The 15,066-nt window shown below is 57.0% G+C and carries 16 protein-coding genes; 8 read left to right on the top strand and 8 right to left on the bottom strand.

Features of this window, described 5'->3' with window-relative positions:
* The first annotated feature begins 145 nt into the window (after positions 1 to 145).
* The 3 genes from purL to grxD all read left to right on the top strand — a co-directional run bounded on the left by purL (position 146) and on the right by grxD (position 3,212).
* Positions 146 to 2,305, top strand: coding sequence for a phosphoribosylformylglycinamidine synthase subunit PurL (purL, locus tag ACT2B1_RS10600; protein WP_171240865.1), 2,160 nt, complete (start codon positions 146 to 148; stop codon positions 2,303 to 2,305).
* A gap of 135 nt (positions 2,306 to 2,440) precedes the next feature.
* Entirely contained in the window at positions 2,441 to 2,677 is a 237-nt protein-coding gene (locus ACT2B1_RS10605) for a BolA/IbaG family iron-sulfur metabolism protein (RefSeq protein ID WP_171121343.1), read from the top strand.
* A 172-nt stretch (positions 2,678 to 2,849) separates the two neighbouring features.
* Positions 2,850 to 3,212, top strand: a complete 363-nt coding sequence (gene grxD / locus ACT2B1_RS10610; RefSeq protein WP_171121342.1) for a Grx4 family monothiol glutaredoxin — start codon at positions 2,850 to 2,852, stop codon at positions 3,210 to 3,212.
* Here grxD and ACT2B1_RS10615 read toward each other — a convergent pair whose 3' ends face one another.
* Genes ACT2B1_RS10615 through ACT2B1_RS10625 form a run of 3 tightly spaced genes read right to left on the bottom strand, consistent with a single transcriptional unit; the run spans position 3,213 to position 4,753 of the window.
* Complete coding sequence (locus tag ACT2B1_RS10615) at positions 3,213 to 3,557, bottom strand: MliC family protein (RefSeq protein ID WP_171240867.1); 345 nt, start codon at positions 3,555 to 3,557, stop codon at positions 3,213 to 3,215. It lies immediately after the preceding gene.
* A gap of 3 nt (positions 3,558 to 3,560) precedes the next feature.
* Entirely contained in the window at positions 3,561 to 3,956 is a 396-nt protein-coding gene (locus ACT2B1_RS10620; RefSeq protein WP_171121340.1) for a cell division protein ZapA, read from the bottom strand.
* Positions 3,956 to 4,753 carry a hypothetical protein gene (locus ACT2B1_RS10625; RefSeq protein WP_481667716.1) on the bottom strand — a complete coding sequence of 266 codons (798 nt, stop codon included), beginning with the start codon at positions 4,751 to 4,753 and terminating at the stop codon, positions 3,956 to 3,958. Before ACT2B1_RS10625 ends, ACT2B1_RS10620 begins: the two co-directional genes overlap by 1 nt.
* A gap of 234 nt (positions 4,754 to 4,987) precedes the next feature.
* Between ACT2B1_RS10625 and tkt the strand changes: the two genes are divergently transcribed.
* Entirely contained in the window at positions 4,988 to 7,009 is a 2,022-nt protein-coding gene (gene tkt, locus ACT2B1_RS10630; RefSeq protein ID WP_481667717.1) for a transketolase, read from the top strand.
* Between the two features lie 50 nt (positions 7,010 to 7,059).
* Here tkt and ACT2B1_RS10635 read toward each other — a convergent pair whose 3' ends face one another.
* Both ACT2B1_RS10635 and ACT2B1_RS10640 read right to left on the bottom strand, forming a co-directional pair.
* Positions 7,060 to 7,860 (bottom strand): thioesterase family protein, encoded by an 801-nt coding sequence (locus ACT2B1_RS10635; protein ID WP_481667718.1) that lies wholly within the window; start codon positions 7,858 to 7,860, stop codon positions 7,060 to 7,062.
* 85 nt (positions 7,861 to 7,945) lie between these two features.
* Complete coding sequence (locus tag ACT2B1_RS10640) at positions 7,946 to 8,917, bottom strand: DUF808 domain-containing protein (protein WP_481667719.1); 972 nt, start codon at positions 8,915 to 8,917, stop codon at positions 7,946 to 7,948.
* 182 nt (positions 8,918 to 9,099) lie between these two features.
* On the opposite strand from ACT2B1_RS10640, the gene gap (ACT2B1_RS10645) reads away from it, so the two are divergent.
* The 3 genes from gap (ACT2B1_RS10645) (at position 9,100) to gap (ACT2B1_RS10655) (ending at position 11,403) form a co-directional block, all read left to right on the top strand.
* Entirely contained in the window at positions 9,100 to 10,101 is a 1,002-nt protein-coding gene (gap, locus tag ACT2B1_RS10645; protein ID WP_171240871.1) for a type I glyceraldehyde-3-phosphate dehydrogenase, read from the top strand.
* Between the two features lie 71 nt (positions 10,102 to 10,172).
* Positions 10,173 to 10,316: a hypothetical protein gene (locus ACT2B1_RS10650; RefSeq protein ID WP_171125203.1), complete on the top strand. Its 144-nt coding sequence runs from the start codon at positions 10,173 to 10,175 to the stop codon at positions 10,314 to 10,316.
* Positions 10,317 to 10,398: 82 nt separating this feature from the next.
* A complete protein-coding gene (gene gap, locus ACT2B1_RS10655) occupies positions 10,399 to 11,403 on the top strand; it encodes a type I glyceraldehyde-3-phosphate dehydrogenase (protein WP_171240872.1) in 1,005 nt (334 codons plus the stop codon).
* Here the strand turns inward: gap (ACT2B1_RS10655) and coaD are convergent.
* The 3 genes from coaD to ACT2B1_RS10670 form a co-directional block, all read right to left on the bottom strand.
* Positions 11,395 to 11,886, bottom strand: a complete 492-nt coding sequence (gene coaD, locus ACT2B1_RS10660; RefSeq protein WP_171125207.1) for a pantetheine-phosphate adenylyltransferase — start codon at positions 11,884 to 11,886, stop codon at positions 11,395 to 11,397. The genes gap (ACT2B1_RS10655) and coaD overlap by 9 nt on opposite strands.
* A gap of 84 nt (positions 11,887 to 11,970) precedes the next feature.
* Entirely contained in the window at positions 11,971 to 12,408 is a 438-nt protein-coding gene (locus ACT2B1_RS10665) for a CBS domain-containing protein (protein WP_171121331.1), read from the bottom strand.
* A gap of 60 nt (positions 12,409 to 12,468) precedes the next feature.
* Positions 12,469 to 13,371, bottom strand: coding sequence for a LysR family transcriptional regulator (locus ACT2B1_RS10670; protein ID WP_481667720.1), 903 nt, complete (start codon positions 13,369 to 13,371; stop codon positions 12,469 to 12,471).
* Between the two features lie 104 nt (positions 13,372 to 13,475).
* Between ACT2B1_RS10670 and ACT2B1_RS10675 the strand changes: the two genes are divergently transcribed.
* Entirely contained in the window at positions 13,476 to 14,975 is a 1,500-nt protein-coding gene (locus ACT2B1_RS10675) for a CoA-acylating methylmalonate-semialdehyde dehydrogenase (RefSeq protein ID WP_171121329.1), read from the top strand.
* Positions 14,976 to 15,066: the final 91 nt, after the last annotated feature.

Below are 15,066 nucleotides of genomic sequence, written 5' to 3' on the forward strand. Positions count from 1 at the left end.
TTATTATTCAATACACGGGCCCTGCACGATTGCGGGGCCCGATTTTGTTCATCTAGACCGCCCTGCGGTTACTTGACTCTTCCCACGGGCGCGTCCTTGCCCTACAAGGCGCGCAATCTCGGCCCCTTTGGACACAGGACAGACGATGCAAGAGCCCGCCATCACCCCGGATCTGATTGCCGCACACGGGCTGAAGCCCGACGAATATGACATGATCCTCGAGATCATCGGGCGCGAGCCGACCTTTACAGAGCTGGGCATCTTCTCGGCCATGTGGAACGAACATTGTTCGTACAAGTCGTCCAAGAAATGGCTGCGCACCCTGCCCACCTCGGGCCCTCAGGTGATCTGCGGACCCGGTGAAAATGCGGGTGTGGTCGATATCGGCGATGGTCAGGCCGTGGTGTTCAAAATGGAAAGCCACAATCACCCCTCGTACATCGAGCCTTATCAAGGCGCGGCGACCGGTGTCGGCGGCATCCTGCGCGACGTCTTCACTATGGGCGCGCGGCCCATCGCGTCGATGAATGCGCTTTCCTTTGGTGAACCCGGCCACCACAAAACCCGTCAGCTTGTGAATGGCGTGGTCGAGGGCATTGGCGGCTATGGCAACTGCTTTGGCGTTCCTTGTGTGGGCGGTGAGGTTCGATTTCACTCTGCCTATAACGGCAACTGCCTTGTAAACGCCTTCGCCGCCGGTCTGGCCGACAGTGACAAGATATTCTACTCGGCTGCCTCGGGCGTCGGGATGCCAGTCGTGTATCTGGGCGCTAAGACAGGCCGCGACGGCGTGGGTGGCGCAACCATGGCCTCGGCCGAATTCGACGACACGATCGAGGAAAAGCGCCCCACCGTTCAGGTCGGCGACCCCTTCACCGAAAAGCGCCTGATGGAAGCAACGCTGGAGTTGATGCAGACCGGTGCCGTGATCTCGATTCAGGACATGGGGGCTGCGGGCCTGACCTGCTCTGCGGTTGAAATGGGCGACAAGGGCGGCCTTGGCGTGCGTCTGGATCTGGAAAACGTCCCCCAGCGCGAAGAGAACATGACCGCCTATGAGATGATGCTTTCGGAATCTCAGGAACGGATGCTGATGGTCCTCAAGCCCGAGCTTGAAGCCGAAGCCCGCGCCGTGTTCGAAAAATGGGATCTGGATTTCGCGATCGTTGGCGAAACCATTGCCGAGGACCGCTTCCTTATCGTCCACAATGGTGAGGTCAAAGCTGATCTGGTCCTGTCGAAACTCTCCTCGACCGCGCCTGAGTATGACCGCCCATGGGTCGCGACGCCGGAAGCCGAAGAATTGGCCGAAGTTCCGCAGATTGATCCGATCGACGGTCTGCGCGCCCTGCTCTCCTCGCCCAACTATGCGGGCAAGCAATGGGTCTATGAACAGTACGACACCATGGTCATGGCCGACACCGCCCGCACGCCGGGTCTGGGCGCTGGTATGGTCCGCGTGCATGGGACCGACAAGGCTCTGGCCTTCACCAGCGACGTGACGCCCCGCTATGTGCGCGCCAACCCCGTTGAAGGCGGCAAGCAGGCGGTGGCCGAAGCCTATCGAAACCTGACCGCTGTTGGGGCCACTCCGCTGGCGACAACCGACAACCTGAACTTCGGCAACCCCGAAAAGCCCGAGATCATGGGCCAGTTCGTCGGCGCGATCAAAGGCATCGGAGAAGCCGTCGCCGCGCTGGACATGCCCATCGTGTCGGGCAACGTCTCGCTTTATAACGAAACCGACGGTCAGGCGATCCTGCCGACCCCGACCATCGGCGCGGTTGGTTTACTGGCCCATACAGATGACATCATCGGCAACGAAGTACGTGAGGGTCATGTGGCGCTGGTTATCGGTGAAACGACTGGCCATCTGGGCCAATCTGCCCTGCTGGCCGAGGTGTTCAACCGCGAAGACGGCGATGCGCCCCATGTCGATCTGGACGCAGAAAAGCGCAATGGCGATTTTATCCGCGCCAACCGCGAGATGATCAAAGCCTGCACCGACCTGGCCGATGGCGGCCTTGCGCTGGCCGCGTTTGAATTGGCCGAGGCGGCTGGTGTGGGCGTTTGCCTCGACGAAGCTTCGACCGAGTTTCTGTTTGGTGAAGATCAGGCCCGTTATCTGGTCGCCTGCAACTTTGATCAGGCCGAGGCGCTGATGATTGCTGCAGCCCAGGCGGGTGTACCAGTGGCCTCGGTTGGCCGTTTCACCAAAGACGCGGTTCGCATCGGAAGCTCGGAAGCCCCGCTAGAGGAATTGACCGGGACGTTCCGCAGCAGCTTTGCCGCCGCTGTCGCCTGATCTTAACAGGGATTTGCAATGCGAAACCTGCGCTGTTTCAAGCGCAGGTTTTGTGCGTTTTAGCCCGACACCACACCCTTGCACGCCCCGCCCGGGCACTCTACATCTTGGGAAAGACCTTCAGGAGTTACCTACATGCCGATGAGCGCCCACGAAATCGAACACCTGCTGCGCGAAGCTTTTCCGGATGCGGAAATTCAAGTCGGCGGCAACGATGGTGTACACATGTCCGCCATGGTTGTGGATGAGAGTTTTCGCGGAAAAAACAGGGTTCAACAGCAGCGCGCGGTCTATGCAGCCTTGAAAGGCAAAATGGACGGCCCAGATGGAGAACTACACGCGCTGGCGTTAACGACTAAGGCGCCCGAATAACGCGAGTGGCTTGGGAACTTCTGGCTTTTTCAATTTGGCCGGAAAACCCTTGTCACGACGAAGAACCACCTTTGAGGCTGAAGATTGCCAATATGACTAAGGTGCGGGTGGAAAACGAACGAATTGAACACGAAACTGGCGCTCATGAGCGCTATCGACAAGGAAACGCAGGATGAGCGACGTTAAGACCCAGATCGACGAAACCGTCAAAGCCAACGACGTGGTGTTGTATATGAAAGGCACCAAGGAAATGCCTCAGTGTGGGTTCTCGTCCCGCGTGGCTGGTGTGCTGAATTACATGGGGGTCGACTATACCGACGTAAACGTTCTGTCCGACGAAGAGGTCCGTCAGGGTATCAAGGATTACTCCGACTGGCCGACTGTTCCGCAACTGTATGTCAAAGGCGAATTCGTCGGCGGGTGCGATATCATCACCGAGATGACCCTGTCGGGTGAATTGGACACGCTTTTTGATGACAACGGTGTTGGCTACGACAAAGATGCTGCGGACAAAATCCGCGAAGCGAACGCCTGATTAACGGCTGGAGCAATCCTTTAGAATGTCCTGCTCACTGGCGGCGTCGCCCGTCGCCAGAAAGCTGACCATGGCATCCCAGCCTTTGGACCGCAGAATATAAGTGCCTTCCTCACCCGTAGATTCATAGCGGATACCCGAGGCGCTGGGTGCTTGCTTAAGTGAGATCAGGGTGTCATCAACCAACATCGCCGCCGCGCTGGATCCGTCAGTCGCGTTGAAATACGTCACTTGAAGCGAGACGTTGTTCTCACAGGTGAATGTCACAGGCAGGATGTCGATCTCAGCCTGCGCCGATCCGCCTGACGCAAGCATCGCAGCGGCAATAATGCCAATCCTGAACATGCGTTATCCTGCTGTTTTGTCTTCGATGACCGAGGCCAGGGCCTCAGCCCTTGCAGCCAGTTCCGCCAGCGTATCCGTCACCGACGGCGGCACAACTGCGACTTCCACCCTTTCGGGCTCTGGCTTTGGCATCTCACGAAGGGTTTTGACCTCTGCTTCCACCTCGGACAACTTACGTTCAAGCATCTTGATCTTGTCATCATTCGCTGCGGTCTTATCCGCAAGCATCAACCCGGCCATAAGAAGCATTCGCGACTCGGGCATACGCCCAATCTGGTCTGACAATACCTGCGCCTCGTCATCCAGCATTTTTGCAGCGGCTTGCAGGAATACTTCCTCCCCCTCCTGACAAGAGACATCAAAGCCACGGCCACCTATTTGAATGGTTACTTCGGGCATTACTCCACCTCCCCATCAGCCAGTTTCGCTCGCGATAACAGCGGTTCCAAACGCGCCAGAACTGCATGGGCTTCGGCAGCATCTGTTGCCTGCGCCGCGCGGGTTGCTTCCAGTTCCGCCACTGTGGCCCGGTTCAACAGTTCCGCATCGGGCAGACCGTTCTGCGACGCTGCCCGAAGCTCATCAACAGACTTGCGCAACTGCTCATTGGCTTTGCGCATACGTTGCAGATCATCATCCAATCTGGACATTGCGGCACCATGGCTGCTGCGCTCCGCGCGCAACATCTCAAGTTCCGAACTAAGTTCGGCTACACGCTCACTATCGGCCAATTCGGATTTCAATCGGGCGTTCTCGGCTTCCAGTTCCTGAGATTTTGTTGCCGCGGCCCTCAGTTGCTCATTCTCTGTGCGAAGCGTTTCGACCTCATCCTGATTTTCCAAGGCGGCCTTTGCGTCCGCCAACTCCGCGCGAGCGGCTTCAACCGCCTCTAGCTTCGCAGTCGCTTCGGCCAACTGCTCTCGCAATGCGCCGTTTTCGGGGTGGTCGGACGGTGCTGAACGCAGGCTTTCCATGTCAGCACGCATTGCGTCGACTTCTTGTTCGTGCCGCTGTTTCAGTGTTTTCAGGCGTTCTTCCAACTGCGCATTGGCGACACGTTCATCATCCAGTGCCGCGCGCAAGCTATCGTCTTGGACTGCCCCGGTCGGAGCTGCGTTCTGTAAGGCATCGACCCCGGTTCCAATTCTCTCCATCGCAGAGACGATACGGCGGTGTAATTCTTCGATCTGGCTCATGCCCCTGCCACCTCTTTATCAAGGTTCCTTGTGTCGCGGTTCATCCGAATCAACATAATCCGCGTCTTGCTCTAGTCTAACCCAACGGCGCAGAAAATACCCACTCTTTGCTTTCAACAACTTGGACTGCGTTCTTGATCCATGAATATGACGCAACCCCCAGTTATGCTTGCACTTTGAGGGCTGAGTGGTATTGAGCGGCCCATCTGCCTGTAATCCAAAGGAACAACGCCCGTGGACCTGACTGCGCTGCGCAATGCAAACCCCGAACACTGGGACAAAGCTGCGGCCATCCGCACACTGACCCTCGACGCCGTCGCGGCCGCCAATTCCGGCCATTCCGGCATGCCCATGGGCATGGCCGATGTTGCGACCGTGCTGTTCGAAAAGCACCTGAAATTTGACGCCTCTGCCCCGAACTGGCCGGACCGCGACCGGTTTATCCTGTCTGCCGGACACGGCTCGATGCTGGTCTATTCGCTGCTCTATCTCACAGGCCATGCAGACGTTACGCTGGACGAGATCAAGAACTTCCGCCAACTGGGCGCGAAAACCGCGGGCCACCCGGAAAACTTCCTTGTCGACGGGATTGAAACCACAACTGGCCCGCTGGGTCAGGGTATTTCGAACGCCGTGGGCTTTGCCATGGCCGAAGAAATCCAGCGTGCACATTACGGCAAGAAAATCGTCGATCACTACACTTACGTGATCGCGGGCGATGGGTGCCTAATGGAGGGCGTCAGCCAAGAGGCGATCACCCTTGCCGGTCGTCATGAACTAAGCAAGCTGATCGTCTTCTGGGACAACAACAACATCACCATTGACGGCACCGTGGACATCGCTGATCGCACCGATCAGGTGCGCCGTTTTGCGGCCTCGGGCTGGCATGTGATTGAGATTGACGGTCACGACCCGCAGGCCATCGACGCCGCAATCGTGGATGCGAAAAAATCGAACAAGCCGACCATGATCGCCTGCGAAAGCCACATCGCTTTGGGTCACGCAGCGCAGGATACCTCGAAAGGTCACGGGGCGCTGACGGATCAAGATCAACTGAAGGCCGCCAAGGAAGGCTATGGCTGGCCGCATGACGCGTTCGAAATCCCCGCCAACGTGAAGACCGCATGGGAAGCAATCGGCGCGCGTGGGAGTGCCGAGCGCACCGCGTGGGAGGCCCGCTTTGCTGCGCTATCCGAGCGTAAGCAGGCCGAGTTCAACCGCGCCTATGCGTTCGAAGCACCCAAGAAACTGGCCGGTGCAATCCGTTCATTCAAAAAACAGATGTCGGAAGACCAGCCAAAACTGGCCACCCGCGCCTCGTCGGAAAAGGTTCTGAACGTCGTCAACCCGATCATGACCGAAACCGTGGGCGGTTCGGCCGACCTGACTGGCTCGAACAATACTAAGTCGGCTGATATGGGTGTGTTTCTGCCGGAAAACCGCAAGGGCCGTTACATCCATTACGGTATCCGTGAACACGGCATGGCCGCTGCGATGAACGGTATGGCGCTGCATGGCGGTATCCGCCCCTATGGCGGGACATTTATGGCCTTCACCGATTATGCTCGCCCGTCGATGCGTCTGGCCGCGCTGATGAAAGTGCCGTCGGTCTTCGTGATGACACACGATTCCATCGGTCTGGGCGAAGACGGCCCGACTCACCAGCCGGTCGAACATCTGGCAATTTCACGCGCGACGCCGAACACCTATGTGTTCCGCCCCGCTGACACGGTTGAAACGGCCGAAGCCTGGGAATTGGCGCTGACCTTCAAGGGCAGCCCATCGGTCCTGTCGCTGACCCGTCAGGGCGTGCCGACCGTTCGGACCCAGCACAAGACCAAGAACCTGACCGCTCAGGGCGCTTATGTTTTGGCCGAGGCCGAGGGCAAACGTCAGGCCATCCTGATTGCCACCGGCTCCGAAGTGTCGCTGGCGATGGAAGCCAAAGCGATGCTTGAAGCCGAAGGCATAGGCACCCGCGTTGTGTCCATGCCCTGCATGGAACTGTTTGCACAGCAGGACGAAGCATATCGTAAGCGTGTTCTTCCGGCTGGTCCCGTCCGTGTAGGCATCGAAGCCGCCGTTCGCGCGGGTGGCTGGGATCGCTGGTTGCTGGGTGAACGCGGCCGCGAAGCCAAGGCCGGTTTCATCGGCATGTCGAGCTTTGGTGCCTCGGCCCCAGCGAGCGAACTGTACAAGCATTTTGGCATCACGGCTGAGGCTGCAGTTGCGAAGGTTAAAGAACTGCTGGGTTGATCCCGGCAGCAATAACGTCAAAAGCCCCGGCCTGCGCCGGGGCTTTTTTGTTAAACAAAGATGATAACTGACTGCATCCCGTCTACAACAAGGTCACCGTCGGTGTTCCAGACCCGCATGACTTGAGAGCTATAACCGTTTCGCCCCGCAGTCAGTTGATGTTCCAGCAACCACCAGCCTTCTCGCGTCCTGATCTCTTCGGCCAACACATTGAAAATCCAGTTCATCGATGAGTTTGGACCCGGCTTTTTGAGCGTTGGATAGATTGCAGGCGGCGGCAGATCAGCAACCGAGATCAACCCTTCCATCCGGTCCCACATGCACGGATCTTTATGCCGTGCCCAAAGGCGCATGTACCCTTTCTCAGCGCCTGAGAAAGGCAAAGCACCGTCGATCAGCCTAACATCAAAATTTTGCAGAAACGGTATGGGCGGCTTGGGTAAATCTGGCGGAAAATAATACCCCGTGTTTTCGGGTTCCTCTGCTGAATTTGCCGGGCATTCGAACGCTACGTGGCTATCCTGAGGATAACCAAAGGAAAAAGTCGCCATCGCAGCGACCTTCCCGTCAATCTCAGCACGGGCATTGATGATGGTCACGTTCCGCCCCTGCCTTAGAACCTCGGTGCCGATCGTCGGCGAGGTTCCAATAGGAGCGGTGAAATTCACCAGGGCCGAGCGCAAGGACGGTAGATCCTGATGCTTAGTGTGAACCGCATCCAACATGAGCGCCGAGGAAAAACCGCCGAACGTTGTCCGCCCTTGCATCCAGTTGGTTGGTACGGGATAGCTAAGACCATCGCCTTCCGGCATACGGCTCTCAAGAACCTCGGCTAAGGTGTGAGACGACATTTGGTTTCCGATTCTTGCAATTCAGCCCACAGCTTAACTGTAGTTTAGCTTCCGGCCATAACGACCCGACGTCAAAACAGAGTATTCAATGCTGTTTGTCTGGCCCCGAAAACATAGCCATCAATGGCGCGATAATCTTGGTTGCAATTGGAATCAGCACCAGCCCGTAGGCAAGACCAAACACACCATCCATCGCGGCCTTGGATATCCACTCCACGGCACCGGTCCATTGCTCGGACACGGTATGCCCCAGCGCATAAGCCCAGTCGTGAATGTGGTGGCCCAACCAGCCAAAGCCCAGTTCTTCCATACCATGAATGAGGATTGACCCGCCGACCCACAACATTGCAGCCGTGCCGACAACGGACAGAACCTTCATGACAATGGGCATCGCCTTGACCAACCCACGACCGAACCCGCGCCCGATCGGGGTGAACGCGTTCTGTGCCATGTACAGCCCGATATCATCCATCTTTACGATCAGCGCCACCGAGCCATATACCGCAACCGTGACACCGACACCCACAACGGCCAGAGTGGCCGCCTGCATCCAAAGGTTCGGGGCCTCAACTGCGGCTAACGCAATGGTCATGATCTCGGCGGACAGGATAAAGTCTGTCTTTATCGCCCCTTTGACCTTTTGCTCTTCCAGCTGGCCCGGTTCGCGGATGGCCATATCCTCTTTGATGACATGGCTGCCGTGCGGAAAAAGGACGTGGAAAATCTTCTCCGCCCCTTCAAAACACAAATAAGACCCCCCCAACATCAACAAGGGCGTGATCATCCAAGGCGCGAAATTCGCTAGCAACAAGGCGACGGGCAACAACAAAACAACCTTGTTGAGCACCGAACCGCGCGCAATGCGCCATATAATCGGCAGCTCTCGGGCCGGAGCAAAGCCCTGAACGTATTTGGGGGTAACTGCCGCGTCGTCGATTATCACGCCTGCAGTTTTTGCCCCGGCCTTGCCCGCTGCAGCAACCACATCGTCAACTGACGCCGCCGCAACCTTTGCGATCCCCGCCACGTCATCCAACAATGCCAAAAGACCGCTCATGCTGCTTCCTTTCCAGTCACCTGCCGCAATCCGACCCTACCCGATCCCACGGCTAGCGCAAGCGTTAGCGATACCGGTCGAGGTTTGCGCTAACACGTTCAGAATATGTCACTTTTACTCTTTTGGGAACGCGTTCGGGCCGCTATATCGCCTGCAACGCAAGCGCATTTTGGAGACGTCAGATGACCATCAAGGTCGGCATCAATGGTTTTGGCCGTATCGGCCGCTGCACCCTGTCGCATATCGCGGCATCGGCCCGCAACGACATCGAAGTGATCAAGGTCAACGCGACCGGCCCGCTGGAAACCACCGCGCACCTACTGAAGTACGACAGCGTCCATGGCCGGTTCCCTCGTGACGTTGCCATCAACGGCAATACGATGGATTTGGGCCGTGGTCCGATGCAGATGTTCTCGACCTACGATATGAACGAACTGGACTGGGAAGGCTGCGACGTCGTTCTTGAATGTACCGGCAAGTTCAACGACGGCCTGAAGGCAAAGACTCACCTTGAGCGCGGCGCGCAAAAGGTTCTGTTGTCCGCGCCTGGCAAGAATGTCGACAAAACCATCGTGTATGGCGTGAACCACAACAGCCTGGCCACAGAAGACAAGATGGTCTCGAATGGTTCTTGCACCACGAACTGCCTTGCCCCGCTTGCCAAGGTTCTGGACGAAGGTATCGGGATCGAGCATGGCATAATGACCACGATCCACGCCTATACAGGCGACCAGCCCACACTAGACCGTCGCCACAGCGACCTGTACCGCGCCCGTGCCGCTGCTATGTCGATGATCCCGACCTCGACCGGCGCGGCCAAGGCGCTGGGTGAAGTGCTGCCTAACCTAAAGGGGCGTCTGGATGGATCAGCCATCCGTGTTCCGACGCCGAATGTTTCTGCCGTAGACCTGACCTTCCGCGCGGCGCGTGACGTAAGCGTGGACGAAGTGAACGCCATCGTCCGCGAAGCCTCGCAAGGTCATATGCAGCGCGTGCTGGGCTATGAGCCCGCGCCGCTGGTTTCGACCGACTTCAACCATACCGAAGAAAGCTCGATCTTCGCGCCGGACCAGACTCGCGTCGTCAATGACCGCATGGTCCGGGTGCTGGCGTGGTACGACAACGAATGGGCCTTCTCGGTGCGTATGGCCGACGTCGCTGTTGCGATGGGGCGTCTTAACTAAGACGTCGTTGAAATCTTGAACATATTTACCCGCTCAGGTTATCTGGGCGGGTGTTTTCGTTCGGGGCCCAAATGACCAATCAAATCGCAATCTGGCTGGGTCTATTGCTTCTGGGCGGCGCTTTTCTGGACTTTGCCCTGTTTGGACCCGAACATTTCGTGTTCCTCGGCAAGAAATTCTATGCCTTTCTGGATTGGATCGCCTTCTGGCGATGACAGAGGTTTTGCTTGACTTTTTCGTCGTTCTGACGTTGTTAGCGCTAACTAGAGCATGGCCGATACACGGACGGAGCAAACCATGACACTCAAACTGGCAATCAATGGATTTGGACGCATCGGACGCAACGTGTTGCGGGCTGTTATGGAAAATGGCCGGACCGATGTTGAAATCGTCGCCATCAACGATCTGGCAAAACCGGAAATGAATGCGCATCTGTTCGAGTTTGACAGTGTCCATGGCCGCTATTCCAAACCCGTAACCCTGTCGGATGCCGGTATGGATGTCGGTGCAGGCCCTATCCGACTGACCGGCGAGCGGGACCCTGAGACTCTTGACTGGTCCGATGTGGACGTTGTCCTGGAATGTACCGGCGTGTTCCGCACGCGCGAGGCAGCCGCCCGCCATCTGGAGAACGGGTCGAAAAAGGTTCTGATCTCGGCCCCGGCACGTGGAGACGATGGCGTTAAAACAGTCGTATTCGGCGTAAACGACCACGAACTGACGGCGCAGGACACCATCGTTTCAAACGCCTCGTGCACCACAAACTGCCTGTCACCAGTCGCTGCCGCTTTGGATGCGGGCCTTGGCATTGTCCATGGCAACATGACGACGGTTCATGCCTATACCGCCAGTCAGCCGGTGCACGATTCCGCGGGCAAGGACCCCTATCTATCACGCGCGGCGGCTCTGTCGATGATCCCGACAACAACCGGTGCTGCATCCGCCGTTGGTCTTGTATTGCCGCAGTTGCAGGGCAAACTGACCGGTCAAGCCATCCGCGTGCCGACGCCGAATGTCTCGGTCGTTGATCTGGTGGCCGAGGTCTCGCGCGCGACCACAGAAGACGAGGTCAACGCCTTGTTTGTCGAAGCGGCGGCTAAAATCCCCGGCGTATTGGCGGCCGAACAACGCCCGCTTATCTCCGTCGATTTTAACCACGATTCCCACAGCTCAACCGTGTCGCTGCCCGAGACAAAGGTCACCGACGGTACTCTGGTCCGGGTGTTGGCCTGGTATGACAATGAATGGGGATTCTCGAACCGGATGCTGGATACCGCAGCGGCGATGGGTGCGTTATCCTAAGCGCGCTTTCAATGCTGTATTGACGCGGGGTGTGACGAATTTCGATACGTCCCCGTCCAGCCGGGCGATTTCTTTAACCAGTTTCGACGCGATCGCCTGGTGACGTGCTTCGGCCATCAGGAAAACGGTTTCCACCGAGTTATCCAACGCGCGATTCATGCCAACCATTTGAAATTCATACTCAAAGTCAGCAACCGCGCGCAAACCACGCACGATAATCTGCGCGCCGACATCGCGGGCGCAGTCGATCAGAAGGTTTTCAAAGGGATGTGCGATGATTTCAGTACCCGTTTGCTCCGTCAGAAGTGCGCATTCCGCCTCGATCATGGCGACGCGTTCTTCCAGGGTGAACAAGGGGCCTTTGTCCCGATTAATTGCGACGCCAATCACCAGCTTGTCGACAAGCGCGGAAGCGCGGCGAATGATGTCGATATGACCCAAAGTGATCGGATCAAAAGTTCCGGGATACAATCCAACCCTCATCGCGGCCTCCTGCGCAACAAAATTTCTGCGCAAGCAAACATAACTCTGCCGCAGGTGCAATAGGAAGTAAGGTTTGAGTGGTGATTAATGCCCCATGATCATCGTTTCCAGCGCTTCCTTTTCCATTGCAAGTTCTGACAATTGCGCTTTGACGACATCGCCCAGGGTGACAATTCCAATCAACTGTCCGTCTTCCACAACCGGCATGTGGCGAAAGCGGCCGGTCGTCATGCGTTGAAGAACATCTTGCACACTGTCCTGCCGCGTTGCGGTTTCCAGATCACTCGTCATATAGGCACTGACGGACCGATTCAGACAGCCACTGCCACTTGCGGCCAATTCCCGCACGATGTCACGTTCGGAAAGGATACCGGATGCTGTTTCCCCACCATCCACAGACACCACGACCGTACCAATCCGTTTTTCCGCTAGTATTTTCGAAGCCTCGGACACGGTAATATCGGGGGTAACAGTAACGACCCCCTCGGTGGCCTTGGATTTCAGAATGGTCTGTACAAGCATATAGATAACCTCCGAAATAACTTCCTGTTTTACAAAGCGTTGCCGGAATGTCTAAACCTGTCAAGGTGAAGCTTCGGCCTCAAGCCGCTCAACCTCTTCGCGAATACCAAGCGTCAGGGCCTGCGCAAAACGGTTCAATCGTTCATTTCGTTGGTCTCCCTGATGGCGGACAAGGTGGAAACTTCGGGTCAGACTTACCTGATCCGTCAGTATTTTCTGCAAACATGGATGGAACGGCAGGGTAAAGTCATGCGCCATGCAAATACCTGAGCCCAGCGAGACTTGCCTCAGTTGAACCGAAACCGAATTCGATGCAAGCGCGACACGGTCAACACCGATATCGACCAGATAATCCAGTTCGCGATCAAAGATCATGTCCGGGATGTAACCGATCAGCCTGTGCCCACTTAAAGCCTCGACTGAGTTGATTGTGGGGTGAGCGTGCAGGTAATCCTGCGTTGCAACCAGATGTAACCTATAGTCCGTGATCTTCTGAACCAGCAACTTCCCCGCTGTCGGCGCGCTTACCGTCACCGCCATGTCCGCTTCGCGGCGTGACAGGTTTATGACGCGCGGTAAGGCCAGGATTTGTATATCCAGTTCAGGATTGGCTTCGCAGATCTTCGCGCAAACCTGCGGCAAAAGATAATTGGCGCATCCATCAGGTGCCCCGATCCGAATTTGGCCGCTCATCGTCTTGGACGATCCAGCCAACGCACCAGACGCAGCACGCATGGCCTCTTCCGCCTTCAGCCCGTATTCCAGAAGGCGCTCACCGGCGGTGGTCAGCAAATATCCCTGCGGGGACTTTGAAAAAAGCGGTGTGTCCAGTGACATTTCAAGCCGCCCGATCCTGCGCCCGACCGTAGCGGGATCAATTTTGAGCAAACGTCCAGCCGCCGACAGACTTTCCTCGCGGGCAACCGCAAGAAATACACGCATATCATCCCAGTTTGGCGTCACGTTTTATCCCATTGCATTTTTGCAAAGCACCTTTGGGAGATTGCCTCTGTTCACGCGATTTATGCAAGCCTATTCTGCCCGCAAATCTATCGGAGGAAATGGAAATGTCCGAACTGTCCCACTTTATCAATGGCGAGAATGTCGCTGGCACGTCTGGTCGCTTCGACGATGTGTTCAATCCGGCAACAGGCGAAGTTCAGTACAAATGCCCCATGGCAAGCGCTGCTGAAACCACCGCTGCGATCGAAAGTGCGGCGGCGGCGCAACCTGCTTGGGGCGCGACAAACCCTCAGAAACGCGCGCGTGTTATGATGGCAATGGTTCATCTGATGAACCGCGATATGGACAAACTGGCTGAGGCACTCAGCCGTGAACACGGCAAAACCATCCCGGACGCCAAGGGTGACCTTCAACGCGGGCTGGAAGTGATCGAGTACTGCATCGGCGCGCCTCAGATGTTGAAGGGTGAGTTCACGGACAGCGCGGGTCCGGGCATCGACATGTATTCGATGCGTCAACCGTTGGGTGTTGTGGCCTCGATCATGCCGTTCAACTTCCCGGCGATGATGCCTCTATGGCATGTGGGCCCTGCTTTGGCCTGTGGTAACGCTGTCGTTTTGAAACCGTCCGAACGTGACCCCTCGGTTCCGCTGATGCTGGCCGAACTGTTCATCGAGGCAGGTCTGCCCAAAGGCGTCTTTCAGGTCGTGAATGGCGATAAAGAGGCCGTCGATACCCTGCTGGACAGCGAAATTATTCAGGGCGTGTCTTTCGTGGGCTCGACCCCGATTGCACAGTACATCTATTCCCGCGCCACGGCGAACGGCAAACGTGCTCAGTGCTTTGGCGGTGCCAAGAACCACATGATCGTGATGCCGGATGCAGACATGGATCAGGCCGCCGATGCGCTGGTCGGTGCGGGTTTCGGCGCAGCAGGCGAACGCTGCATGGCGATTTCGGTTGCGGTTCCCGTTGGGGAAGAAGCAGCCGACGCGTTGATCGAAAAGCTGATCCCGCGCATCGAAAAACTCAAAGTTGGCCCCTATACTGCAGGTGATGACGTGGACATGGGCCCCGTTGTTACAGCCGCCGCGAAAGAACGCATTTTGGGCCTGATCAACTCGGGCGTGGAACAGGGCGCAAAACTGGTCGTCGATAATCGCGATTTCAGCCTGCAAGGCTATGAGGACGGTTTCTTTGTCGGTCCTCACCTGTTCGACCACGTGACGCCTGAGATGGATATCTACAAGCAGGAGATCTTCGGTCCTGTCCTGTCCACCGTCCGCGCCGGTTCTTATGAGGAAGCGCTGAAGCTGGCGATGGACCATGAATACGGCAACGGCACCGCGATCTTTACCCGTGATGGTGACACCGCACGCGACTTTTCAAGCCGCGTGAATATCGGCATGGTCGGCGTCAATGTACCGATCCCTGTTCCGCTGGCCTATCACACCTTTGGCGGCTGGAAGAAGTCCATGTTCGGTGACCTGAACCAGCACGGCCCTGACAGCTTTAAGTTCTATACCCGCACCAAGACCGTTACGGCCCGCTGGCCCTCGGGCATCAAGGAAGGTGGCGAGTTTAACTTCAAAGCCATGGACTGATTAAAAGCGTCCCCCATGAACACCAAACCCGGCCTGTATTGGCCGGGTTTTTTCGGCAAAGCTCTGCCGAAATCCAAGTTTTTGGCGAACT

The organism is Ruegeria sp. S263, assembly GCF_056780525.1.

Excerpts from the sequence above, each read along its gene's own strand:
- purL (WP_171240865.1), top strand. The coding sequence starts at position 146 with ATGCAAGAGCCCGCCATCACCCCGGATCTGATTGCCGCACACGGGCTG.
- ACT2B1_RS10615 (WP_171240867.1), bottom strand. The coding sequence starts at position 3,557 with ATGTTCAGGATTGGCATTATTGCCGCTGCGATGCTTGCGTCAGGCGGA.
- coaD (WP_171125207.1), bottom strand. The coding sequence starts at position 11,886 with ATGAGGGTTGGATTGTATCCCGGAACTTTTGATCCGATCACTTTGGGT.
- ACT2B1_RS10605 (WP_171121343.1), top strand. The coding sequence starts at position 2,441 with ATGCCGATGAGCGCCCACGAAATCGAACACCTGCTGCGCGAAGCTTTT.
- gap (WP_171240871.1), top strand. The coding sequence starts at position 9,100 with ATGACCATCAAGGTCGGCATCAATGGTTTTGGCCGTATCGGCCGCTGC.
- ACT2B1_RS10675 (WP_171121329.1), top strand. The coding sequence starts at position 13,476 with ATGTCCGAACTGTCCCACTTTATCAATGGCGAGAATGTCGCTGGCACG.
- ACT2B1_RS10650 (WP_171125203.1), top strand. The coding sequence starts at position 10,173 with ATGACCAATCAAATCGCAATCTGGCTGGGTCTATTGCTTCTGGGCGGC.
- ACT2B1_RS10635 (WP_481667718.1), bottom strand. The coding sequence starts at position 7,860 with ATGTCGTCTCACACCTTAGCCGAGGTTCTTGAGAGCCGTATGCCGGAA.
- ACT2B1_RS10620 (WP_171121340.1), bottom strand. The coding sequence starts at position 3,956 with ATGCCCGAAGTAACCATTCAAATAGGTGGCCGTGGCTTTGATGTCTCT.
- ACT2B1_RS10625 (WP_481667716.1), bottom strand. The coding sequence starts at position 4,753 with ATGAGCCAGATCGAAGAATTACACCGCCGTATCGTCTCTGCGATGGAG.
- ACT2B1_RS10640 (WP_481667719.1), bottom strand. The coding sequence starts at position 8,917 with ATGAGCGGTCTTTTGGCATTGTTGGATGACGTGGCGGGGATCGCAAAG.
- ACT2B1_RS10665 (WP_171121331.1), bottom strand. The coding sequence starts at position 12,408 with ATGCTTGTACAGACCATTCTGAAATCCAAGGCCACCGAGGGGGTCGTT.
- gap (WP_171240872.1), top strand. The coding sequence starts at position 10,399 with ATGACACTCAAACTGGCAATCAATGGATTTGGACGCATCGGACGCAAC.
- grxD (WP_171121342.1), top strand. The coding sequence starts at position 2,850 with ATGAGCGACGTTAAGACCCAGATCGACGAAACCGTCAAAGCCAACGAC.